The sequence below is a fragment of the Arthrobacter sp. E44 genome (assembly GCF_041877125.1).
Lineage (GTDB): Bacteria > Actinomycetota > Actinomycetes > Actinomycetales > Micrococcaceae > Arthrobacter.
The window spans coordinates 121,120-141,956 of the sequence record NZ_JBHDJA010000010.1; the positions used below are offsets into that span (position 1 = coordinate 121,120).

At 66.4% G+C, this 20,837-nt stretch carries 19 protein-coding genes and 1 pseudogene; 3 read left to right on the forward strand and 17 right to left on the reverse strand.

The window, feature by feature from the left end; all coding sequences use genetic code 11:
• Positions 1-73: 73 nt before the first annotated feature.
• A complete protein-coding gene (locus ACETK3_RS11095; protein ID WP_237429226.1) occupies positions 74-1,021 on the reverse strand; it encodes an L-lactate dehydrogenase in 948 nt (315 codons plus the stop codon).
• A gap of 87 nt (positions 1,022-1,108) precedes the next feature.
• On the opposite strand from ACETK3_RS11095, the gene ggt reads away from it, so the two are divergent.
• Complete coding sequence (ggt, locus tag ACETK3_RS11100; RefSeq protein ID WP_237429225.1) at positions 1,109-2,941, forward strand: gamma-glutamyltransferase; 1,833 nt, start codon at positions 1,109-1,111, stop codon at positions 2,939-2,941.
• A gap of 91 nt (positions 2,942-3,032) precedes the next feature.
• Here the strand turns inward: ggt and ACETK3_RS11105 are convergent, their stop codons facing one another.
• The 8 genes from ACETK3_RS11105 to ACETK3_RS11140 form a co-directional block, all read right to left on the reverse strand.
• Positions 3,033-4,547, reverse strand: coding sequence for an amino acid permease (locus ACETK3_RS11105; RefSeq protein ID WP_236800223.1), 1,515 nt, complete (start codon positions 4,545-4,547; stop codon positions 3,033-3,035).
• Between the two features lie 22 nt (positions 4,548-4,569).
• Positions 4,570-6,000, reverse strand: coding sequence for an aspartate ammonia-lyase (locus ACETK3_RS11110; RefSeq protein WP_236800222.1), 1,431 nt, complete (start codon positions 5,998-6,000; stop codon positions 4,570-4,572).
• An 8-nt stretch (positions 6,001-6,008) separates the two neighbouring features.
• A complete protein-coding gene (locus ACETK3_RS11115) occupies positions 6,009-7,091 on the reverse strand; it encodes an asparaginase (RefSeq protein ID WP_236800221.1) in 1,083 nt (360 codons plus the stop codon).
• 30 nt (positions 7,092-7,121) lie between these two features.
• Positions 7,122-7,829 (reverse strand): FadR/GntR family transcriptional regulator, encoded by a 708-nt coding sequence (locus ACETK3_RS11120; RefSeq protein ID WP_236800220.1) that lies wholly within the window; start codon positions 7,827-7,829, stop codon positions 7,122-7,124.
• A gap of 42 nt (positions 7,830-7,871) precedes the next feature.
• The gene (locus ACETK3_RS11125) at positions 7,872-8,507 is read right to left on the reverse strand and encodes a DedA family protein (protein WP_236800219.1); all 636 of its coding nucleotides are present in this window, start codon (positions 8,505-8,507) and stop codon (positions 7,872-7,874) included.
• Between the two features lie 182 nt (positions 8,508-8,689).
• Positions 8,690-9,307, reverse strand: coding sequence for a uracil-DNA glycosylase (locus ACETK3_RS11130; RefSeq protein ID WP_236800218.1), 618 nt, complete (start codon positions 9,305-9,307; stop codon positions 8,690-8,692).
• A gap of 102 nt (positions 9,308-9,409) precedes the next feature.
• Positions 9,410-10,291 (reverse strand): cytochrome c oxidase assembly protein, encoded by an 882-nt coding sequence (locus ACETK3_RS11135; RefSeq protein ID WP_236800217.1) that lies wholly within the window; start codon positions 10,289-10,291, stop codon positions 9,410-9,412.
• Positions 10,278-11,774 carry an HNH endonuclease signature motif containing protein gene (locus tag ACETK3_RS11140; protein WP_237430566.1) on the reverse strand — a complete coding sequence of 499 codons (1,497 nt, stop codon included), beginning with the start codon at positions 11,772-11,774 and terminating at the stop codon, positions 10,278-10,280. The genes ACETK3_RS11135 and ACETK3_RS11140 overlap by 14 nt, the downstream gene beginning before the upstream one ends.
• 210 nt (positions 11,775-11,984) lie before the next feature.
• Here ACETK3_RS11140 and ACETK3_RS11145 point away from each other — a divergent pair, with 210 nt between their 5' ends.
• Complete coding sequence (locus ACETK3_RS11145; RefSeq protein ID WP_237429224.1) at positions 11,985-12,497, forward strand: hypothetical protein; 513 nt, start codon at positions 11,985-11,987, stop codon at positions 12,495-12,497.
• 17 nt (positions 12,498-12,514) lie between these two features.
• On the opposite strand, the gene ACETK3_RS11150 is transcribed toward ACETK3_RS11145, so the two are convergent.
• The 5 genes and pseudogenes from ACETK3_RS11150 to ACETK3_RS11170 all read right to left on the reverse strand — a co-directional run bounded on the left by ACETK3_RS11150 (position 12,515) and on the right by ACETK3_RS11170 (position 16,695).
• Complete coding sequence (locus ACETK3_RS11150) at positions 12,515-12,898, reverse strand: RNA-binding S4 domain-containing protein (RefSeq protein WP_236800214.1); 384 nt, start codon at positions 12,896-12,898, stop codon at positions 12,515-12,517.
• A 34-nt stretch (positions 12,899-12,932) separates the two neighbouring features.
• Positions 12,933-14,048, reverse strand: a pseudogene (locus tag ACETK3_RS11155) (sulfite oxidase).
• Between the two features lie 91 nt (positions 14,049-14,139).
• Positions 14,140-15,000: an SDR family oxidoreductase gene (locus ACETK3_RS11160; RefSeq protein ID WP_237429222.1), complete on the reverse strand. Its 861-nt coding sequence runs from the start codon at positions 14,998-15,000 to the stop codon at positions 14,140-14,142.
• The gene (locus ACETK3_RS11165; RefSeq protein ID WP_236820790.1) at positions 15,001-16,005 is read right to left on the reverse strand and encodes an aldo/keto reductase family protein; all 1,005 of its coding nucleotides are present in this window, start codon (positions 16,003-16,005) and stop codon (positions 15,001-15,003) included.
• Between the two features lie 39 nt (positions 16,006-16,044).
• Positions 16,045-16,695: a hypothetical protein gene (locus ACETK3_RS11170; RefSeq protein WP_236800210.1), complete on the reverse strand. Its 651-nt coding sequence runs from the start codon at positions 16,693-16,695 to the stop codon at positions 16,045-16,047.
• A gap of 196 nt (positions 16,696-16,891) precedes the next feature.
• Between ACETK3_RS11170 and ACETK3_RS11175 the strand changes: the two genes are divergently transcribed.
• The gene (locus ACETK3_RS11175; protein WP_237430565.1) at positions 16,892-17,260 is read left to right on the forward strand and encodes a YchJ family protein; all 369 of its coding nucleotides are present in this window, start codon (positions 16,892-16,894) and stop codon (positions 17,258-17,260) included.
• Here ACETK3_RS11175 and ACETK3_RS11180 read toward each other — a convergent pair whose 3' ends face one another.
• From ACETK3_RS11180 to ACETK3_RS11190, 3 genes are all read right to left on the reverse strand, one after another.
• Positions 17,261-18,169: a TIGR04086 family membrane protein gene (locus ACETK3_RS11180; protein ID WP_236820788.1), complete on the reverse strand. Its 909-nt coding sequence runs from the start codon at positions 18,167-18,169 to the stop codon at positions 17,261-17,263. It lies immediately after the preceding gene.
• A gap of 64 nt (positions 18,170-18,233) precedes the next feature.
• Positions 18,234-20,234 carry an acyl-CoA dehydrogenase family protein gene (locus ACETK3_RS11185; protein WP_237429221.1) on the reverse strand — a complete coding sequence of 667 codons (2,001 nt, stop codon included), beginning with the start codon at positions 20,232-20,234 and terminating at the stop codon, positions 18,234-18,236.
• A 61-nt stretch (positions 20,235-20,295) separates the two neighbouring features.
• Positions 20,296-20,598: a hypothetical protein gene (locus ACETK3_RS11190; RefSeq protein ID WP_237429220.1), complete on the reverse strand. Its 303-nt coding sequence runs from the start codon at positions 20,596-20,598 to the stop codon at positions 20,296-20,298.
• Between the last annotated feature and the right edge of the window lie 239 nt (positions 20,599-20,837).

Genomic DNA, 20,837 nt, shown 5'->3' on the forward strand with positions numbered 1-20,837 from the left:
CGTTGCTCCTGTTTGGTTCGTCGTTGAGCCTGCGTTGCCGCCTTAGCTGAGCATAGGTGACCGGGCGCGGTGGTCAGATTCCCAACGCGTCCATGGTGTTGCGCAGGGTGTCCGCGGAATGCCGCAAAGCCGCCAGCTCGCCGTCGTCCATGGGTGTTTCCAGGACGCGGTGCACCCCGCCCCGGCCCACCACGCTGGGCAGGGACAGTGCCACCCCGGAGATCCCGTGCAGCCCCGACAGTACGGTGGAGACCGGCAGGACGGCGTTGTCGTCGCGCAGCAGCGCCTCCACGATTCGGGCGCCGGACAGCCCGATGGCGTAGTTCGTGGCGCCCTTGCCGGCGATCACCTTGTAGGCCGCCTGGACCACCTCCTTGGCGGTGGCGGCGAGGTAGTCGGGCGTGAAGATACGCTCGCCGTCGTCCGTCCAGTCCCGGATCGGGACCGGCCCGATGGTGGCGCCGGACCACAGCGGGAATTCGGTGTCGCCGTGCTCGCCCACCATGCTGGCGTGGACGCTGGTGACGGAAACGCCCGCCCGCCGGGCCAGCAGCCAGCGCAGCCTGGACGTGTCCAGCACCGTCCCGGAGGAGAAGATCCGCTGCGCCGGCAGCCCGGAAATGCGCTGGGCGGCCACCGTCAGCACGTCACAGGGGTTGGTGACCAGGACATAGACGGCGTCCGGCGCGCGCTCAAGCAGCTGCGGCATTAGCTGCTCCAGGATCCGCACGTTGGTGCCGGCCAGGTCCAGGCGGCTTTGGCCCGGATTCTGCTTGGCACCCGCCGTGATCACCACGACGTCGGCGCCTTCCGTCACGCCGATATCCCCGCCTCCGGTGACGGTTGCCGAGGCTGCGGCGAACTGGCTGCCGTGCGCCAGGTCCAGGGCTTCCGCCTCCGCCTTTGGCGCGTTGACATCGAACAGCGCGATGTTGCTGGCGGAGCCGCGGATCAGGGCGGCGTACGCCAGCGAGGTGCCGACGCTGCCCGCGCCCACCACTGCGAGTTTGGATCCTGCCATCGTGTCCGTCCCATCCGGAGTCGTTGAGAGTGTCCTACCCGAAGAGTAGCGTGGCCCACACCACTCGAACCCCATGTAGGAGCCACCATGCCACATCTCGGACGCCGGCTCGCGGCTGTTACTGCCGCGCTGGCAATGAGCGTCACCACCGGGGCCATCAGCCCCGCGTCTGCCGACCCCCGGCAAACCGACAAGAATCCCACGGCTACCGGCTACGGTGGGGCCGTCAGTACGGTGGACCCCGACGCTTCAGCGGCGGCCATCGAAGTCCTCAGCAAGGGTGGAAACGCGGTGGACGCCGCCGTTGCCGCGGCAGCCACCCTTGGCGTCACTGAACCGTACAGCGCCGGGATCGGCGGGGGCGGCTACTTTGTCTATTACGATGCGAAGTCCGGGAAAGTCAGAACCATCGACGGGCGGGAAACGGCACCGGCCGGGATCAAGCAAGATGCGTTCATCGATCCAGCTACGGGCAAGCCTTACCGTTTCACTCCTGAACTGGTCACCAGCGGCGTCTCGGTAGGCGTTCCCGGCACGCCGGCCACCTGGGAACGGGCGCTGGAACGCTGGGGCACACTCAGCCTGGGCGACGCCCTGAAGCCTGCCATCAAGGTTGCAGACCGTGGTTTCGTGGTGGATGAGACCTTCCGTAACCAGACCCAGGACAACCAGGCACGGTTTGCGGCCTTCACCTCCACCAAGGACCTGTACCTGCAGGGCGGCAAGCTGCCCGAGGTTGGCTCAATCTTCAAGAACCACGACCTCGCCGCCACCTACCGCATGCTGGCCAAGGATGGCATGAGTGCCTTCTACACCGGCCCGTTGGCGGAGGAGATCGCCAAGACGGTGCAGAATCCGCCCAAGTCCCCGGACACCACCCTCCCCGTCCCGGTGGGTTCCATGACGGCGGAGGACCTGGCCGACTACGAAGCCCTGGACCAGGATCCAACGCACGTGAACTACCGCGGCTATGACGTCTACGGCATGGCCCCCTCCAGCAGCGGCGGCACCACCGTTGGTGAGTCCTTGAACATCCTGGATGTGTTCAACCTTCCGGCGCTGAAGAAGGACCAGCCTGCTGTGCTGCACCACTACCTCGAGGCCAGCGCCCTGGCGTTCGCGGACCGCGGCAAGTACGTAGGAGACCCCGCATTTGTGAAGGTGCCGACCAAAGCCCTGACTGACCCCATCTTCGGCAAGGAACGCGCCTGCGAGCTCGACCCCAACACGGCGGCAACCAAGCCCGTGCAGCCCGGCGACGTCACCTCGTACGACGGCACCTGCCCGGCGGCACCGGCGGCGCTCGCCGATGAGAAGGACACCGAGAACATCTCCACCACCAACATGACTGTCTCGGACAAGTGGGGCAACGTGGTGGAGTACACGCTGACCATTGAGCAGACCGGCGGCTCGGGCATGGTTGTCCCCGGTCGTGGCTTCCTGCTCAACAACGAGCTCACCGACTTTTCCACGGTCTACAGCGCCACCGACCCCAACCGAATCGAGCCGGGCAAGCGACCGCGTTCGTCCATGTCGCCCACCATCCTCCTGGAGGACGGCAAGCCGTTCCTGGCCCTGGGTTCCCCGGGCGGTTCCACCATCATCACCACGGTCCTGCAGACCATCGTCAACCGGATCGACCTGGGCATGAGCACCCCTGATGCCATTGCGGCACCCCGTGCGTCCCAGCGGAATACGGCCAGCGTCACTGCCGAGCCGGCCTTTATCGACAAATACGGCGCGGCCCTGACATCCCGCTTCGGCCACAAGCTGACACCGTCGGGTGACTCGTTCACGTCGGCCTCTGAGATTGGCGCAGCCACCGCCATCGAGTTCCTTGATGACGGGCGCGTCCTGGCGGCCGCGGAGCCGGTCAGGCGCGGCGGCGGATCGGCCATGGTGGTCAAGCCGTCCAAGTGACCGGCAGCAGCCACCGTTAAACCCCGACGGCGGCACTTGGATTCTGCGAATTCCAGAACCCAGGTGCCGCCGTCGGATGTTTAAAGCGCGGTTACTTCTTGAAGGTGTCAGCCGGGGCGTTGGCGACCACGGGGGACATTCCCGTGAAGCCTTCGCGGGTTTCGGCGATTTCACGGATGCGCGTGCGGCAGGCGTACCAGCCGATGACCATGAGGATGGAGGCGATCGCGGTGACGAGCATGGTGAGCGGTGAGTCGATGAAGACCATGATCAGGACGCCGACCAGGAAGAGCAGTGAAAGGTAGCCCGTGTAGGGGGCGCCGAACATCCGGAACGAGGGGCGTTCCACCCAGCCCTTGTCCGCCCAGCGTTTGAGCTGGATCTGGCACAGCACGATGGTGGCCCAGGTCATGATGATGCCCACGGAGGCGATGTTCAGCACGATCTCGAAGGCTTCGGCGGGGACGAGGTAGTTCAGCGGCACGCCGAGAAGGGAGACGACGGCGGTGATGGCGATGCCGCCGTAGGGGACGCCGGCTTTGTTCATGCGGGAGGCGAACTTGGGGGCCGAGCCGTTGACGGACATCGAGCGCAGGATCCGGCCGGTGGAGTAGAGCCCTGCGTTCAGCGAGGACAGGGCGGCGGTGAGGACCACGAGGTTCATGATGACATCCACGCCCTGGACGCCGATGGAGCCGAAGAAGGTCACGAAGGGGCTGACGCCCTTTTGGTAGGACGTGAACGGCAGCAGCAGGGCCAGCAGGATTACGGAGCCGACGTAGAACACGGCGATGCGGAAGACCACGGAGTTGATGGCCTTGGGCATGATCTTTTCCGGGTTTTCGGTTTCGCCGGCGGCGGTGCCCACCAGTTCGATCGAGGCGTAGGCGAACAGGACGCCCTGCATGAGGATGATCATGGGCAGCAGGCCGTTGGGGAAGATCCCGCCGTTATCGGACAGCAGGTTGATGCCGACCTGTTGTCCGTCCACGGGGGTGCCGAAGATGACGAAGTAGGTGCCGATGATGAGGAAGGCGACCAGGGCGGCGACCTTGATCAGGGCGAACCAGAATTCCATTTCGCCGAAGACCTTCACGGAGACCAGGTTCAGGGCCAGGACCACGATCAGGGCGGTCAGTGCCCAGGCCCACTGGGGGACGTCGGCCATCCAGGGGATGTAGTTGCCGAAGAAGTGCATGTAGAGGGCGGCGGCGGTGATGTCCACGATGGTGGTGGTGGCCCAGTTGATCCAGTAGAACCAGCCGGAAACGAACGCGGCCTTTTCACCGAAGAATTCGCGGGCGTAGGAAACGAACGAACCCGACGAAGGGCGGTGCAGGACCAGTTCGCCCAGGGCGCGCAGGATCAGGAACGCGAAGAACCCGCACACCGCGTAGGCGATGACCAGGGACGGGCCTGCAGCGTTCAGCCGGCCGCCGGCGCCCAGAAACAGGCCGGTACCGATCGCACCGCCGATCGCGATCATCTGGATCTGCCGCGGCTTCAGGTTCTTGTGGTAACCCTTGTCCTCCGCGTGCAGGGAGGTCTCGGTGGCATGCGCGTGCCCACCATCGATCAGGTGGTCTGGAAGGGGGGTGTTTGTCATGGGGGTGTCCTTACAAGACGGATTACTTGCTGAGGTTGGCCAGGCGTTCGGGGCTGAGGAGTTCCTGGAGCTGGGCGTCGGTGAGGAGCCCGTGTTCCAGGACCAGTTCCGCCACGCCCTTGCCGGTGGCAAGTGCTTCCTGCGCGATGGCGGTTGCAGTGGCGTAGCCGAGGTGGGGATTCAATGCGGTGACCAGGCCGATGGACTGCTCCACGGTGCGGCGCAGGTGATCGGTGTTGGCGGTGATACCCCGGATGCAGCGGGCCGTAAGGGTGCGGCAGGCTGCTTCCAGGTGGGAAATGCTCTTGTGGAGGCTGTGGACAATGATCGGTTCGAAGGCGTTGAGCTGCAGTTGCCCGGCTTCGGCGGCCATGGTGATGGTGACGTCGTTGCCGATCACCTCGTAGGCCACCTGCGAGACCACTTCCGGGATGACCGGGTTGATCTTGCCGGGCATGATCGAGGACCCGGACTGCACCGCCGGCAGGTTGATCTCGCCGAAGCCGGCGCGCGGGCCTGAGGAGAGCAGACGGAGGTCGTTGCAGATTTTGGACAGCTTGACCGCCACCCGCTTGAGCACGCCGGACAGGTGCACGAAGGCGCCCACGTCCTGGGTGGCTTCAATCAGGTCGACGGCGGTCACCAGCGGGAGTCCGGTGATCTCGGCCAGATGACGGCAGGCTGTTGCGGCGTAACCGGCGGGGGCGTTCAGGCCGGTGCCGATGGCGGTAGCTCCGAGGTTGATCTCGTGGATCAGCAGCTCGGCCTCCGCCAGGCGCAGCCGGTCCTCACCGATGGTGATGGCGTAGGTTCCGAATTCCTGGCCCAGGGTCATGGGGACGGCGTCCTGCAGCTGGGTGCGGCCCATCTTCACCACGGTGCGGAACTCCATGGCCTTGGCGGCGCAGGCTTCCTCGAGTTCTTCGAGTGCCGCCAGCAGTTCCCGGCCGGCGAAGATGGTGCCCAGCTTGACGGCCGTGGGGTACACATCGTTGGTGGACTGGCTGAGGTTGACGTGGTCGTTAGGGTGCAGCCGCGCGTAGTCACCCTTGGGGTGGCCCAGGATTTCCAGGGCGCGGTTGGCGATGACCTCGTTGGCGTTCATGTTCGACGACGTCCCCGCACCGCCCTGCACAACGTCCACCACGAACTGGTCGGCAAGTTTGCCGTCCAGGACGTCCTGGCACGCCTGCCCGATGGCGTCGGCGCGTTCGGCGTCCAGCAGGCCGAGCTCACGGTTGGTGCGGGCGGCGGCCAGCTTCACCGCCGCAAGGCCGCGGACCAAGTGCATGTTGGATGACAGCTTCTGGCCGGTGATGGGGAAGTTTTCCACGGCGCGAAGCGTGTGCACGCCCCAGTACGCGTCGGCTGGGACGTCCCGGTCGCCGAGCAGGTCGTGCTCCGACCTGGCTGGGGCGGAGGTGGCTTCCGCCGCGGTTTCGGTGATGGTCATGGTTGTCCTCACAGGGCTTCGTTGTCGGGCGTGGACTGGTTGGTGTTCAGGAAAGCAGGGTTCAGGAAGTCGGTGGCCAGGAGCTGGCCCACAGGGTGGCCGCCGCCCAGGACAGGGGCCGTGGCGATCCCGGCAAGAGGCTCGGTATCCATTCCCAGCGCTTCCAGGAGGCTGACGGTGGCGGGCATCCGGGCGCGGTCGCCGCCGTCGGAAATCTTTACGGCGACGGCGCTGCCGTCGGGCAGGCCCACCAGCTGCACGCCTTCAAAGCCGTCCTTGGCTACGGCGCCGGGGACCAGGCGCATCAGGGCGGTGACATCGCGGCCTTCCCCGGCCACCATCTCCGGGTGCCGCTGCATGGCGAGCCCGACGGCGGCCGCCGGGCTGCCGTCGTCGTCGTTTCCGTCCAAGGAGGCCGCGGCCGCCCGGGCGATCCGGCCGAAGGCTCGGGCCATGCCGCCCAGCGTCAGGGCGAACAGCGGGGTGCCGCAGCCGTCGGTGCTTACAGCTGAGGGCTCCTCGCCGGTCAGGTCGAGGACCGTTTCCGCCACGAGCTGCTGCAGCGGGTGCGACGGGTCAAGGTACCCCCGCACGGGCCAGCCGTTGATCTTGCAGGTGGCCACCATGGCGGCGTGCTTGCCCGAGCAGTTCTGGGTGATCTGCGTGGCGCTGCCCCCGGTGCGGAGCCAGTCCTCGCGCTCCGCCGTGCCGTAGGGCAGGTCCGTGCTGTTTTCCAGGTCGGTCGGGGCCAGCCCGTGCAGTTCGAGGATGCGCAAAGCGCCGTCCCGGTGTGCAGCCGCACCGGAATGGCTGGCGGCGGCCAGGGCCAGGAGGTCGGCCGGGAGTTCAAGGCCGGCGCGGACCATGGCAACCGCCTGGAGGGGCTTGAGTGCGGAGCGCGGGTAGAAGGGGGCCAAGGGATCACCCGCAGTTGCCGCCACTGAACCGTCGGCACCCAGGGCGATTGCGGAGCCGTAGTGGACGCTCTCCACCAGGCCGTCGCGCACGGTGGCGACCAACGGGGTGTGCTGCGGCAGGGCCAACTCGGCCGGGGCAGCAGTATGGGCAGCAGAAAAGACGGGGGAGGGCATGGGGTCCTTGGAAGGGTCGGTTGAAGCTGGCTAGTTATTGAGGATGGAGTCGAGGGCCACGCCCACGGCGTCCAGATGGTGCGCCATCGCAGCGCGGGCCTTTTCCGCGGAGCCGGACTCGATCGCGGCAAGGATTTGCTGGTGCTCAATGTCGGAGGCGTGCTGGCGGTCCGCCACCATGTTCAGTGTCTCGGACTGGTGCGCCAAGGCATCCCGGATGTCTGCCACGACGCTGGCAAACACTTTGTTGCCGCTGGCGCGGGCGATGGTGGCGTGGAAGCTGGAGTCCAGGGCCACCCAGGACTCCGGATCGGTTTCCACGGCCATGGCGGCGACGATCCCCCGCAGGATTTCCAGTTCCTCCGCAGTGCGCCGTTCAGCCGCCAGTCCAGCGGCCGGGACTTCGATGTGCGGGCGTGCTTCCGTCAGGTCGCGTGCCGAGTACTGCCCCAGGGTGAGGTCATTGGCCACCTTGCTGGCGACGACGAACGTGCCCTTGCCGGTCCTGGTTACCGTCAGCCCCAGGGCGGTGCAGGATCGGAGGGCTTCCCGAATCACCGAGCGGCTGACTCCATACACCTGTGCGAGGGTGGCTTCCGAGCTCAGTTTGCTCCCCACCGGAAGCGCGCCGGACTCGATGTCCTGGCGGATGGTGTTGAACACCGCCTCTGCAGCGCTCAGCCGGGCAAGGGGGCGGACTACAGGCTGTCCTGCTGTCCGGCTGTCTGACAGGTTCACGCCTTAAATATGGCACTGGTCACAGTGGGTGTCAAACTCTCCCTAGTCCTGCCGCTGGTTCGCTGCGCGCCGCCGCTGCTGCCGCCGTCGTGAGCGAAAGTGCCAGGCGATGAGCCCTGCCACCGCAACTGCGGCGATGACGACGGCGAGGTCCCGGCCCACTGCCTGGGCTACGGCCTCGTAGGAGTTGCCTGCGAGGAAGCCCAGCAGGACGAAGCCGATGCCCCAGACAATGCCGCCGGCAGCGTTGTAGGCGAGGAACCGGCCGTAGGGCATCCGGGATGTACCGGCCAGGGCGGGCATGACGGCGCGCAGGAAAGCGGTGAAGCGGCCCAGGAACACGGCGGAACCGCCCTTGCGCCGGAGGAATTCCTGCGCGTTTTCCAGCTTGCGGGAGTGCCGTGCCAGCACTTTTGTCTTCACGAGCCGGGCTCCCAGGTGCTTGCCGACTTCATAGCCCACGCTGTCGCCGATGATGGCGGCGAACACCACCAGGGCCATCATGATGCCCAGCTGCACCTCGCCCCGGCTGGCCACCACACCGCCCAGGACGGCTGCCGTCTCACCTGGGATCACGAAACCGACGAATATGGCGTCTTCGGCGAAGACCAGGCAGAAGACGGCTATGTACGCCACGATCGGGCTGACGTTCAGGAGTCCGTCGATGAAGCCCGTCATGGAACCAACTTTAAGCCCGCGGAGCGGGGACGGGGCCGGGCTTCACCAGGAATCTCCCGGCTGGGGATGCTGCCCCGGTTGGGCGCTTTGCGGAGGACGTCAAGGTTCAGCCTGGTTCTTTCGCCGGTCAGGTGTACCTACGAGTATGCGCAGGTGCGGCTGAAAGAAAGCTGTGGTATCCGTTAGAGGTGCTGGATTCCGGCCCGCTGCATCGCGTCCCGGTAGGTCTCCACGTTCTTGGCCAGGAGCTCTTCCTGCTTGGCCTCGGAAACAGCAAAGGCCCTGCCGCCAAGGGCAGTGGCCTTGTAGATTTTGATGCCGTTGTTCTTCAGCGACGAGTGGTAGGTCTTCTCGAACAGGGTCAGGAACGTGGATGCATCCGTACCGTGGGCGATGATGGCCGAAACGCGGGAGTTGATCTTGAGGAACTGCCGGAATGGGCGGAGGCCGTCGGTCTTCTCCTGGACGCTAAGGGCCGACGGGCTGCCGCTCTCGCGCACCCAGGGATAGGCGTTCCAGGGCATGACGTAGCGGGGGTCCAGTTCTGCGAGCTCATAGATTTGGGTCGCACGGCGGGCCGCTTCGTCATCGTTGTAATGGGAGACAAATCCCGATTCCGTCCCCTTGCCGGGGCTGGCCTGGAGGCTGATGATCCTGCATTCATCTTCGTCGTGGACGGGGTCGATGTAGGGGACGGTGGAACCCGGCTTCTTTTCCATCAGTTCATCGCACAGTTGGGTGACCTGCGCGATATTCGGTTCCTGCAGCAGGGCCTTTTTTTCGTCCCAATCAATCGTCACGATTTCTCCTTGGCAGCGAGGCGTCCAGAATCAGGCGTCCTATGTCACTCTACGCTTCCCCGGGGAGGGGTGGGCACACCGAATTTTTTGGAGCAGGCCAACCTAGTGCGGGCCGCGCAGGTGCTGCTTGTGCAGTTCGCTGAGCTGCTCATCGGTCAGCTCGTCAAAGACGCCCGCTTCACGCTTGTCGCTTCGTGAGAAGCGAACGAACATAAGGATGATCAAGGGGAGGTCCAACACTTCACAGATGAACCACAGCAGATTTCCCGCAAACTGCTGGTCCTGGAACGCGTCCCTGAACCACCACTGCGGGCTGGGGACTGACATCACATGGTCAAGCACCTGGCCGTTGAGGCTAAGCAGGATTCCGGGGATCGCATCGATCAACAGTTCGATGAACACGAACATGAATTCCAGGGTCAAGTAGGCGCTGGACCGCTGGAAGTCGGACTCCTCGATGATGGGCAGCGCCATCAGCATGCCAAGCAGAGGTACACCGAGGGTGAGGAGTCCGCCGGCCACGGGATCTGTCCGGAGCGTGTAGAAAGCTGGTGTCAGGAATGTGGAAAAGAGCGCCAGCCCCAGCAGTGGCGCGCCGAAAGAGTTGCTGACGAACCTAACAGGCCGGCTGGCCAGGACCGTGTTTAGGGTGTCTATGCCCTTGGCGGGCAACGCTGTCCTGGCCAGGGTGAGTGGCTTTCCCAGCCCGATAAACAGTGGAACAACAAAGAGCAGCATGGAGATCTTGATGGTGAACGCCCACCGCTGCTGCGCGCCGTACACGCCGGTGAACCCACAGGTCAGGACAACAAAAGCGCCCAGGCCCAGGACGTAGAACGCAACGGCCCGCCACACGGGCCAGCCCTGGCCACGGCGGGCGGCTGAGCGCATTCCCCACCCGTATAAGACAGCGGCCACGACGACGAAGGCGGCGGCGGCCCAGTCGAGTTGCCAGGAGGACATCAGGATCTCAAGGGGTGGCACGCGCCAAGGATAGCCGCCGTTCCTGAGAGCTGCATGACCGAGTGCCTCCCCGGGGCTGCGCTCCCGCCGGCGGGGTTCCGGGGAGTGGTGGTGCGGTGGAGTGGTAGGTGTGGCCTGTTGGAGTGGAGGTTGCCACGGTGTGGCGTGCACCCGGGACGGGTTTGGCGGTCCAGCCAGGTGTTTCCTTGGCGTGGTTGCAGGCTTCGCAGAGTCCCTGGCCGTTGCCGGCGGTGGTGGGGCCGCCGCTGTGCCAAGGCCTGATGTGGTCGTGGTGCCTGATCGGGGCGTCGCAGTACGGGGTCCGGCACGTATCGTCCCGGATCTGGAGGAAGCGTTTGAGCCCTGCCGGGAACAGCCGGGCTTTGGAGTCCATCGCCACCAGTTCCCCGCTGCCGGGGGCGGTGTAGAGCCGGCGGATCCAGAGATTCAGGTGATGACGGCCGGACGCGTCCACGGTGGCGTCACCAGCGACTTCAGGGGTGGCCGCGGCATCCGTGGCGGTGTCCGCGGCGGCATCGCCAGCGTCAACGGCGGTGGTCCCGGCCGCGGTGCCGTGTCCGTCAGTATCGGCAGTGGCCGGAGAACCAAGGTTGCCGGGGCCGGGGACTGTTACCGGTGTTCCCGGGGCTGGTTCGCCGGTGAGGGCGATGGTCCGGGCCCATGCCGCGGGGATAGTGCCGTACCCGGGGAGCCGTGCGGGTTCGGGGTCGGCTTGGAGGAGGGTGTGGTCGGTCATGACGAGCTGGACCTCCACGCCTTTGATCCCGCCGGGGGTGCCGGTGACCCTCTCGATGAGGGTGTCTGCCATGACCTGCCCCCGCGACCTCTCATCCCCGCCTGAGCGTGCTGTGTCCGCATCCCGGGCCAGGGCGGCGTAGGCGGCCACCCCCTGGGCGACGGGGAGCAGGGCGGTCAGGTAGGTCATGGTGTCCGGGGCCGGGCGCAGGCTCACACACCGCTCGGCCACGGCCCGGGCTGCCCGCTTCGCGACCGAGGCCGGATCCCGCCGGTAGGCGGCGGCGCGGACGGCGGCGGTGATGGCTTTGTCGCCCATGCCGTCGAGGGCGCCGGTGTCGGCGGCGAGTTCCTCATCCACCCCGGCCCGGTCCTCCGGCGAGAGGCAAATGGTTTCCTTCACGATCAGCGTGGCCCGCCACTCATTCAACAAACCACTTCGAAACGCAGCGGAGGTGTGCGGCATCCCGGTGAGGGTTTTGGCCAAGCCCAGCAGTCGAGAGCCCTTCGCGGGGGACTCGCGCCGGGCCAGCGCGATCTGCGCCGCCACCCCGGCACCCTGCTCCCCGGCAGGGACCCCGGCGGCAGCCTGCACCTGCCGCTGCTGACGATCAAACGCCACAGCAACCTCGGCCTGCTGCGCACCCGCCAGGCACTTCAGGTCTTCCAACCCGCGCAGCTGGTCAATCATGCCCGCACCATCCGCAGGGGCCGGAACACGGGCCAACAGGTTCAGGACGTCACCCATGGAAGGGGCGGCGGGTTGAACAACTGACGGGGATTGACGCCGGTCAGCAGCAAACAGCCCCCGAGATTCTGCCTGCAGCACTCCCGCCGTCCCCACAACCGCTTCCATGACCAAAGTCTTCCACCAGGGTGTGACATCGACAGCCACCCAAAACCCCTATGTGGAAAACGCAAAGTCGGCGGTGGTCCCAGGCCTGCTGTTCAATGGATTATGCAGTTCACCAGGAAAGGCCTGAAGGCCGAAGGTTTCGCCGGCTTCCGGTTAATCCAGGACCTCGAGACCATGAGGATCCCACAGGGAACAGGCCTCTTCGCCGTGATTGCCCCGGACGGCTTCCAGCCCCGCCTGCTCACGAAAAGCACCGCAGGCGTCTTTAAGAAGAAGGACCCGTCCCTCCCCGCGGCCGCGATAGCCGACGAGTGGGTGGACGCCGCCGTTGTTCTATACGTGGGAAGGGCCGGCCCCGGAAGCAAAAGTAACCGCGGACTTCGGCGCCAGATCCAGGAATTCGTTGACTTTGGGCAAGGGAAGCCGCCCGGCCACTGGGATGGGCGGCTTATTTGGCAACTCGCCGACGCCGGGTCACTGGCCATTGCGTGGAAGGAACTTCCGGCGGACCAGCTGAACCGTGCAGAAGCGGGTTACCACGCTGCTTTTGTGGAGGAATTCGGCCGTTTACCGTTCGCTAACCTCGTACAGGCACGTACCAAGGCAGGCGCCTGACGTCGGCAGCACGTCTGTCACGCAGGTCCGCGAAGCCGCTCCATCTCCCGGCGGTCCTTCTTGGTGGGCCGGCCGGCGCCCCGGTCCCGCTGCGGAAGTCCAAGTGCCGGCAGGACGGGCCGAGGGGGTGTGTGGTCGGTAAAGCAGTGGGAGGCGGCCTCGGCCCCCACGCGTTTGGCGATGAGCCGCCGCACCTCGAGGATGCGTTCGTATCCGGGCATACGGACGGTGACCGTATCGCCGGTTACCAGGGTGGCCGATGCCTTGGACGGGTTGCCGTTGAGGCGGACATGCCCGGCGCGGCAGGCTGCGGTGGCGGCAGAACGCGTCTTATAGGCGCGGACGGCCCACAGCCAGGCATCGATGCGGACGCTGGCGGGGGAGGAAGGGAGGCTGGTCATGATTGGCACCGAGTATAGCCCCGGGCCCGCAACTTCACTCCACCGTCACGTGCACCCGCTGCACCACATTGTTGCCCATCCCTTGCAGGTTCCAGTTCTGCTCCAGCGGCTGGCTGGCACCTGTGATGTCCGTCGCGCGGCAGGAAAGGACATGCTCGCCGGGGTTGGCGACCCAGGGCAGGCTCCACCTCCGCCACGCGTAGCCACCCGCCGGCTTGTCCAAATGGGCGGGCAGCCAAGTGCCATCGATTCCGACGTCGACGGCGGTCACGGCACCTTCCCCCGACCACGCCCTGCCCACCAGCAGGACTGGACCCGCGCGGAGGAACCGCTGCCGGGTGAAGAAGTCCGGCACGCCCGGCGGGACCATCAGCGAACGCACCCTGATCCGCGAAACCGGCGTGCCGGCGTCGTCCGCGGAGTCCTGGTAGCGGTAGGCGACCTCCTGCTGGAAGCCGGCGAAGGGCGTCTTTACCACCTCGATGGACTCCAGCCACTTCACGCTGGCCATCCCGTACCAGCCCGGGACCACCAGCCGCAGGGGGTAGCCGTGCTGCGGCGGCAGGTCGGTGCCGTTCATTTGGTAGGCGAGGACGACGTCGGGACGCAGCGCCTCGCGGATCGGCAGGCTTCGTGCGTAGCGCTGGGGGACGCCGCCCTGTACCCCGGCGTCGGCCCCGGTGAAGACCACCTCTACCGCGTCCGGGAGCACCCCCGCTTTGCCAAGGAGGTAGGCAAGCGGAACGCCGGTCCAGTGCGCCGTACCCACCGCCTCCAGGACCCATGGCTGGCTCAGCGGCCGCGGCTCAAGCAGCGACCGGCCGTTTCCCGCTCACTCGAGCGTCACGGGAACGGTGATGGCCGGGTCCCTGCGGAGCGCTGCCATGCTGAGTTCCAGGGCCCGTTCCACTGCCCCGCTGATCCGCAGATGCCAGGACGAACCGTCGAGGTCCGGGATGTCGAAGTGCGTCAGCACGTAGTGGAGCCCGGGCGGGGTGACGTCGCGGCGGAGTGCCTCCAGCGGCATGGAATGGTTCCGTGCGGCGAGCTGCAGTTCCTCCCGGGTGAGCGGACCGGACGTGGGCTGCGCGGCGGTGGCAGGAGCCGGCGCCGGCCCCTGCCGGGTTGACTGCTGATTGCTGTATTTCATGGCGGTGCGATTCTGCTTGGCGGACTGACAACGCCCCCGGCACCAACAGGTCTACGCCGGGCCACCACGCCCGTCAACGGGTTTGAGCCGGCTAAAGCACCGGCCGGGTCAGGAACTCCGCAAGCGTGATGGGGTCCTGCCCGGTGAGGCCGTGGACGTCAGGCGAAAGCCCTGCCATTTCACCCGCTGCCATGGCCGTGTAGGTGCTGACCCAGGCGTCCAGCTGCCACTGCGGAGCGCCGTAGGAGGCCCGGGACGCGTAGGCTTCCTCCACCGTCTCCGGCTGGTAGCGCACGGTCCGCCCGGTCCCTGCGCTCAGTATCTCAGCGGCCTGCGCCATGGACAGTTCCTCCGGGCCGGTCAGGTTGTACGTCATGCCCTTGTGGATGGCGGGATCGCGCAGCACCGCGTATGCGGAGCGGGCAATGTCCTCCCGCGCCACCCCAGAAAACACGCCGTCACCAGCAGGTCCGCGGATCACGCCGTCGTCCCCGGTCATCAGCGGCAGGAAGTCCAGGTAGAAGTTGTCGCGCAGGAAGGTGTAGGCCATCCCGGACGCCTTGATCCGCTCCTCCGTGGCGTAATGGTCCCTGGCCAGGGTGAAGATGGCATCCGGCGCGGCCCCATAAAAGGACGTGTACACCACGTGCTCCACCCCGGCCTCGGCGGCGGCGTCCACGAATGCATAGTGCTGCTGTAGCCTGTCCTCGGCCTCCGCGGCGGACACCATGAACAGGACTTTCGCCCCCTCAAGGGCGTGCCGGGAGGCGGCGCCGTCCCCGTAGGAACACACCACCGCGTGCGCGCCGTCCAGCTGCGGGGCCCGCGCGGCGTCGCGCACCAGCAGGCGCTGGGCGAAACCGGACGCGGCAAGCTGCCGCGCCACCATTCCGCCCAAGCCTCCGGTGGAGCCGGTGACCGCGAGGTCCGGCAGTTCCGACGGGGACGCCACTTACGCTTCCCGCGTGGCCGGCGACTTGGTCTGTGCCGGGTCCCGTTCGGCGAGGCCGCCAATGGCGTCGTCGATCCGCTTGAGGACCTCCGCCTCCAGCTTCACGCCGGCGGCGCCTACGCTGTCGGCAATCTGTTCGGGCCGGGATGCACCCACAATGGCGGACGCGACGTTGGGGTTCTGCAGCACCCACGCCACGGCCAGCTGAGGCATGGACAGCCCTGCCTCCTGGGCAATCGGCTTCAGTTCCTGCACGCCGGCCAGGACGTCGTCGCGCATCCAGCGCTGGATCATCTTGGCGCCACCCTTTTCATCCGTGGCGCGGCTGCCTTCGGGAGCGGGCTGGCCGGGCAGGTACTTGCCGCTGAGGACACCCTGCGCCATGGGGGACCAGACGATCTGGGACACACCCAGCTCTTCCGACGCCGGGACCACCTCGGCTTCGATCACGCGCCACAGCATGGAGTACTGCGGCTGGTTGGAGATGAGCTGGAAGCCCAGTTCCTTGGACAGCTTGTGGCCCTCTCGGAGCTGCTCCGCGGTCCACTCGCTCACGCCGATGTACAGCGCCTTGCCCTGCCGGACGATGTCAGCGAACGCCTGCATGGTCTCTTCCAGCGGCGTTTCGAAGTCGTAGCGGTGTGCCTGGTAAAGGTCCACGTAGTCGGTCTGCAGCCTGCGCAGGGACCCGTTGATGGATTCCATGATGTGTTTGCGGGACAGGCCAAGATCGTTCTTGCCCTTGGGGCCCGTGGGGCCGAAGACTTTGGTGAAGATTTCCAGGGACTCGCGGCGCTCATCCTTCAGGGCCTGGCCCAGGACGGTCTCCGCGGCCGTGTTCGCGTAGACGTCTGCTGTATCGAAGGTGCTGATGCCGGCGTCGAGGGCCGCGCGCACGCACTGGGTGGCGACATCGTTCTCCACCTGCGAGCCGTGCGTCAGCCAGTTGCCGAACGTGATTTCCGAGACTTTGAAGCCGCTGTTTCCGAGGTATCTGAATTCCATGTGTTCACGCTAACGCAGATGGTTGCTCAGGGTAAGGGCTTAGCCGTTCTCCTTGGCCTGTTCCTTGAGCACCTGCTGCGGGCCGGCGAGCGACACAAGGGACCCGGTATCCAGCGGCGGCACCGGGTGCAGCGGCTGCGGCTTCTTGAATGACCGCGGCATTTCATGCGGCGGTCGGTGGTTGTGCAGGGCGGACTCCACCAGCGGGGCCACTTCGGAGACCTTGTCCGCAGGTACGGCCGGGTCCGGTAGATCCCGGACCGACAGCTTGATTTCAGGCCGTTCCGCACGTGCCCTGGCTTGGGCGCGCTTATCCGCCTCGGCAACGGCGGAGGCCCAGTCTTCCGCGAGGACCGCGGGTTCAGGGCGTGCGGCGGCAAGCTTGGGATGGCGTACGACGGCGGTGCGGAGCGACTCCTTCACCCGGTCCGGTTTCAGCGCGGCGGCCCGTTCCCGGAGCGGCTTGCGGGGCTGAGTGCGGCCGGTTTCCCCGTTGGCGAAACGCCCTTCGCCGGTCCTGCCCGGAACGCGGCCGAACAGGGCCATCAGCACGAGGGCGGCCAGCCGGCCAAGGCCCGCGAGAACCAGGGTGATGACCCCCAGCAGGAAGAGGACTCCGAACATCATCAGGGCCACGCCCACAGTGCCAAGGAAGGTCAGGTTGAGGACGAGAGTGTCCGGGTGGTCCACGTCATCTCTCCTCTCTGCCTGCATCCTGGGCCTGCGTCCGGGTAACAAATGCCGGACCCGCAAGCTCCTTCTCCACCATACGGATTTTTGGCCGGACGTGCCGCCGTCCACAGCATCATGGCCGGGGTTGTAGCGAACCTGTTACCGGATGTGACAGCATCGCCGGGTGACCGACCCAATTGATTCCTTAAACTGCATGTGTCTGTCCGGGGAGCCGTACAACGAGTGCTGCGGCCGGTTCCATTCGGGCCGCGCCCAAGCGGCCACCGCGGAGCAGCTGATGCGGTCACGGTACAGCGCATTTGTCCGGCTGGATGAGGATTACCTGCTGCGCACCCACCATCCCTCCACTGCGCCGGCGAGCCTTGACCTGGATCCGGCCATGGAGTGGCGCCGCCTGGACATCGTGGCCACCGGCAAGGGAGGCCCATTCGATACCGAGGGCACTGTGGAGTTCAAGGCGTATTACCGGCACGGCAAGGAACGGGGCGTCCTGCACGAGAACAGCAGGTTCGTCCGCGAGGGCGGCCGGTGGTTCTACGTGGACGGCGACATCCTCGCCTGACTACTCTTCGTCGTCGTAAAACTCGCTGTCCGGGGTGAAGCCGGCGCGGTCAACCTTGCGGTGGAAGCGCATGCCGGCCAGGCCGCCGAGGATGGCCCCGATGAGGGCCACCGCTGCCACCACGACCGCGGCGATGATGCTGGTGGTGGTGAGCTGTCCTTCGTTGATGGGGATGCGGGGGAAGCTGTTCAGGTTGGCCAAAACGTTGAACTGCTGCCCTGCCACCAGCCCCAGGATCGCTACTACGATGGCCGCGATCAACGCCCACACCCACACCATGAGCCCCTGCTTGGCGCCGTTAAAGCGCGCCATCCGGCCGGCAACGTAGCCGCCGCTGTAGTAGGAAAGGAACAGGATCACCAGGAGGACGATGATGCCCACCAGTCCAACCGTGCCGCTGTTCTGCGCGGCCTGGTTCACCGCCTGGTTGACGTCCGTGTTGTTGGCGAGCCCCACCGCGGTCCCGGCGGCGGCCACAAGCGCAGTCAGCAGCACAGCCATGCCGGTGGCGGTCAGCCAGCCAAAGAACGCCGAACCCACCTTGATGCCGCCGAACCGCTCCCTCTGGCGGGCGACGGCGGTTTCCCTGTCCGCGAGGCCGGCGTCCACCACGGGGGTGGCAGTGGTGGGGGCGGGCTGGTACTCCCGCTCCGCCTTGGGCGGGGTCGCGTCGTAGTCGCGTTCGGCGCTGAGGTCCCTGGCGCGCTCCCGGTCAGAGAGGCGCTCCCGGTCCACTGAACGGGCAGTTGCCCCGTCCCGGGCCGGTGCTCCTTCCCGGGCAGGCGCCTGGTCAAACGAGCGCGTGGCCGTGTCGTCCGCGGCTGCGTCGCGGTAGCTTCCGCTGCGGGTGGTTTCGTCCTCCCGGGCGCGGCGGGGAGGCAGGTTCTCTGGGTCCGTTGAGCTGCTCATGCCTCAACTCAACCACCCGCCCCACCTGATAGCAAGCGTGCTTACTATTTTGTGACCTGCGGTTTTACCGGTATTTCCGGTGCAGGTCCTGCTTTTTTGACGGGCCCGGCGACGCGTCGGCAATCCACGGGCCGGTGCCTTCCGACTGGTCCAGGACTCCCGCCTCAAGCCAGGTGTAGTCGCCGGCCAGGACCTTGCGCGTCAGCTCCCGGTCGGCGTCGTCCGTGTTCCGCCACAGCTGGTCGAAGTACTCGTCAACGCGCACCTTGGCCTGCTCGCAGTAGGCGTCGGCCAGCTCATAGGCGCCGGCGGCCTTGTCAGGGGAGGTCTTGAGGAGCATCTCGGCGCGGGAACAGCAGGCCGTCATGGCGAAGAGTTCAGCGCCGATGTCCACCACGCGGCCCAGGAATGCCTGCTTCCGCTCCAGCTTGGCCTGCCACCGCCCCATGCCGTAGAAGGTTTGCCGCGCCAGCCGCCGCGACGAGCGTTCCACGAAGCGGAGGTGCTTGGCCAGCCTGCCGAACTCGCTGTAGGAGCGGGGGTCCATGCCGGCGCCGGCCACCAGCTTGGGCAGCCATTTGGCATAGAAGCTGGAAGCCCCGACGGCGGCCTTCGCTTTGTCGGCAAGGCTCGCATCCAGGGACGCAAGGTCGCCCGCGGCCGCCAGGTGCGCATCCACCGCTTCCCGGGCGATCAGCAGCCGCATGATTTCGGAAGAGCCTTCGAAAATCCTGTTGATACGCAGGTCCCGCAACTGCTGCTCGGCCGGCACCGCACGTTCGCCGCGCGCAGCGAGCGACTCCGCGGTCTCAAAGCCCCGCCCGCCACGGATCTGGACCAGCTCATCCGCGATGGTGCAGCTGATCTCCGTGGCCCACAGCTTTGCAAGCGCCGCTTCGATCCGCACGTCCTTCTGTCCGGCATCCGCGAGCTCGGCCGAGAGTTCAAAGACCGCGTCCAGGGCAAAGGCCGAGGCCGCGATGAAAGCGATCTTCTTGCCTACGGCTTCGTGTTCGCCCACGGGCCGGCCCCACTGCGTGCGGGCGTTGGACCATTCGCGGGCAATCTTCAGGCTCCACCGCCCGGAGGCCACACAGAGGGCGGGCAGCGCCAGACGGCCGGTATTAAGCGTAGTGAGCGCGATCTTCAGGCCCTGCCCTTCGCGGCCCAATCGATTGGTGGCCGGCACCCGCACCTGGTGGAAGCGGGTCACCCCGTTCTCGATGCCGCGCAGGCCCATGAACGCGTTGCGGTTTTCCACCGTGATGCCCGGCGAGTCCATTTCCACTACGAACGCGCTGATGCCGCCCTTGTGCCTGGTGCCGTCCGGGTCGGTGTGCGCCGGCACCACCGCCATCACCACCACCAGTTCAGCGATCACCCCGTTGGTGGTCCAAAGTTTCACGCCGTCCAAAAGGTACGCGTCGCCGTCGTCCGTTGGCGTTGCGGTGCTGCCCAGGCGGGCGGGATCGCTGCCCACGTCCGGTTCGGTGAGGAGGAACGCGGTGACGGCGCCGGCGGCACAGCGCGGCAGGTACTCGCGCTTCTGTTCCGGCGTACCAAAGACTTTTACCGGCTCCGGCACGCCAATGGACTGGTGGGCAGAGATGAGGGCGCCCAGGCTGGGGTGCACGCTGCCCAGCAGGGCAAGGGCGCGGCCGTAGTACACCAGCGAGAGCCCAAGCCCGCCGTATTCCTCCGGGATCTTCATGCCAAAGACGCCCAGATCCGCCAGGCCCTTGATGTAGTCGTCGGGAATCTTCGCTTCCCGCTCAATGACGCGGCCGGACATCGTTTTGGCGAATTCCGTGAGGCGGCCCATGAACTCCTCGCCCCGTTCCACGGACGCAGGGTCAGCGGCGGGCCAGGGGTGGACCAGATCCAGGTCGAAGCTGCCAAGGTAGAGGCCCTTGGCGAAGCTTGGACGGTCCCAGCCGGATTCACGGGCGGCTTCGGCGACGGCCCGTGCATCTTCAGCGGTGGCCCCGGCGCCGATCTTGCCGGTCGGGACGGGTGTCTCATCAGCCGGGGCGTCCTTGGCCTGGCTGTCAGTGGCGGAGGTCATGGGTCATCTCCTTGGCCGGATGGCCGGTGTAGCCATGGATCCGCCGGGGTTGGAGAACCCTTCAGCTGTCCCTCAAGATTACCCGCGGGTAGGTTCCGGTACTAGGGGACGTTTGGCCCTGGAAATCTCCCGGAAGCTCGACGGCGGAAGCGCGGTGGACCAGCTTGTCCCACCCTGCATTAATCCCGTGGACCAATGCCATGAGCGTATTGATAACCACCATCCAGGTGAGCTTGCCCGCGCCCAGCACCACCAGGGCGATCAGTCCTGCGGTGAGCACGAATGCGGCCAGAATTGCGCCAAACACCAGTGTCCCGATGAAGACCAAAGTGGCTGTTTCCACGGAGCTTAGATCGAACTGCATGAATCCCCCTGCTGCGACGTTGCTTTGCGAAAGACTGCTGTGGCGAGAACCAGTAGCAGAAGCGTAGGGGGACGGGTGCGCGCCCAGCCAGAGCCGGTGGGGCCTATGTGACTCTTGATACGGGATTGAAACACTACCGGCAGGTAGGTCACGGAGCGGTAGCGGCGGCCTGCGTTAACCTTGTAGTTGGCAGTTTTCCGGTCCGTTCTGTTCGGAGCGCCCTGCCCAGACCCCGAACA

Bases quoted from the DNA above. Each gene is read 5' to 3' on its own strand.
- ACETK3_RS11140 (WP_237430566.1), bottom strand. From the start codon at position 11,774: ATGGGTGACGTCCTGAACCTGTTGGCCCGTGTTCCGGCCCCTGCGGAT.
- ACETK3_RS11185 (WP_237429221.1), bottom strand. From the start codon at position 20,234: ATGACCTCCGCCACTGACAGCCAGGCCAAGGACGCCCCGGCTGATGAG.
- ACETK3_RS11165 (WP_236820790.1), bottom strand. From the start codon at position 16,005: ATGGAATTCAGATACCTCGGAAACAGCGGCTTCAAAGTCTCGGAAATC.
- ACETK3_RS11095 (WP_237429226.1), bottom strand. From the start codon at position 1,021: ATGGCAGGATCCAAACTCGCAGTGGTGGGCGCGGGCAGCGTCGGCACC.
- ACETK3_RS11110 (WP_236800222.1), bottom strand. From the start codon at position 6,000: ATGACCATCACCGAAACCGCGGCGGAAGCCACCTCCGCCCCAGCCAGG.
- ACETK3_RS11150 (WP_236800214.1), bottom strand. From the start codon at position 12,898: ATGACCAGCCTCCCTTCCTCCCCCGCCAGCGTCCGCATCGATGCCTGG.
- ggt (WP_237429225.1), top strand. From the start codon at position 1,109: ATGCCACATCTCGGACGCCGGCTCGCGGCTGTTACTGCCGCGCTGGCA.
- ACETK3_RS11190 (WP_237429220.1), bottom strand. From the start codon at position 20,598: ATGCAGTTCGATCTAAGCTCCGTGGAAACAGCCACTTTGGTCTTCATC.
- ACETK3_RS11175 (WP_237430565.1), top strand. From the start codon at position 16,892: ATGTGTCTGTCCGGGGAGCCGTACAACGAGTGCTGCGGCCGGTTCCAT.
- ACETK3_RS11105 (WP_236800223.1), bottom strand. From the start codon at position 4,547: ATGACAAACACCCCCCTTCCAGACCACCTGATCGATGGTGGGCACGCG.
- ACETK3_RS11145 (WP_237429224.1), top strand. From the start codon at position 11,985: ATGCAGTTCACCAGGAAAGGCCTGAAGGCCGAAGGTTTCGCCGGCTTC.
- ACETK3_RS11125 (WP_236800219.1), bottom strand. From the start codon at position 8,507: ATGACGGGCTTCATCGACGGACTCCTGAACGTCAGCCCGATCGTGGCG.
- ACETK3_RS11180 (WP_236820788.1), bottom strand. From the start codon at position 18,169: ATGAGCAGCTCAACGGACCCAGAGAACCTGCCTCCCCGCCGCGCCCGG.
- ACETK3_RS11115 (WP_236800221.1), bottom strand. From the start codon at position 7,091: ATGCCCTCCCCCGTCTTTTCTGCTGCCCATACTGCTGCCCCGGCCGAG.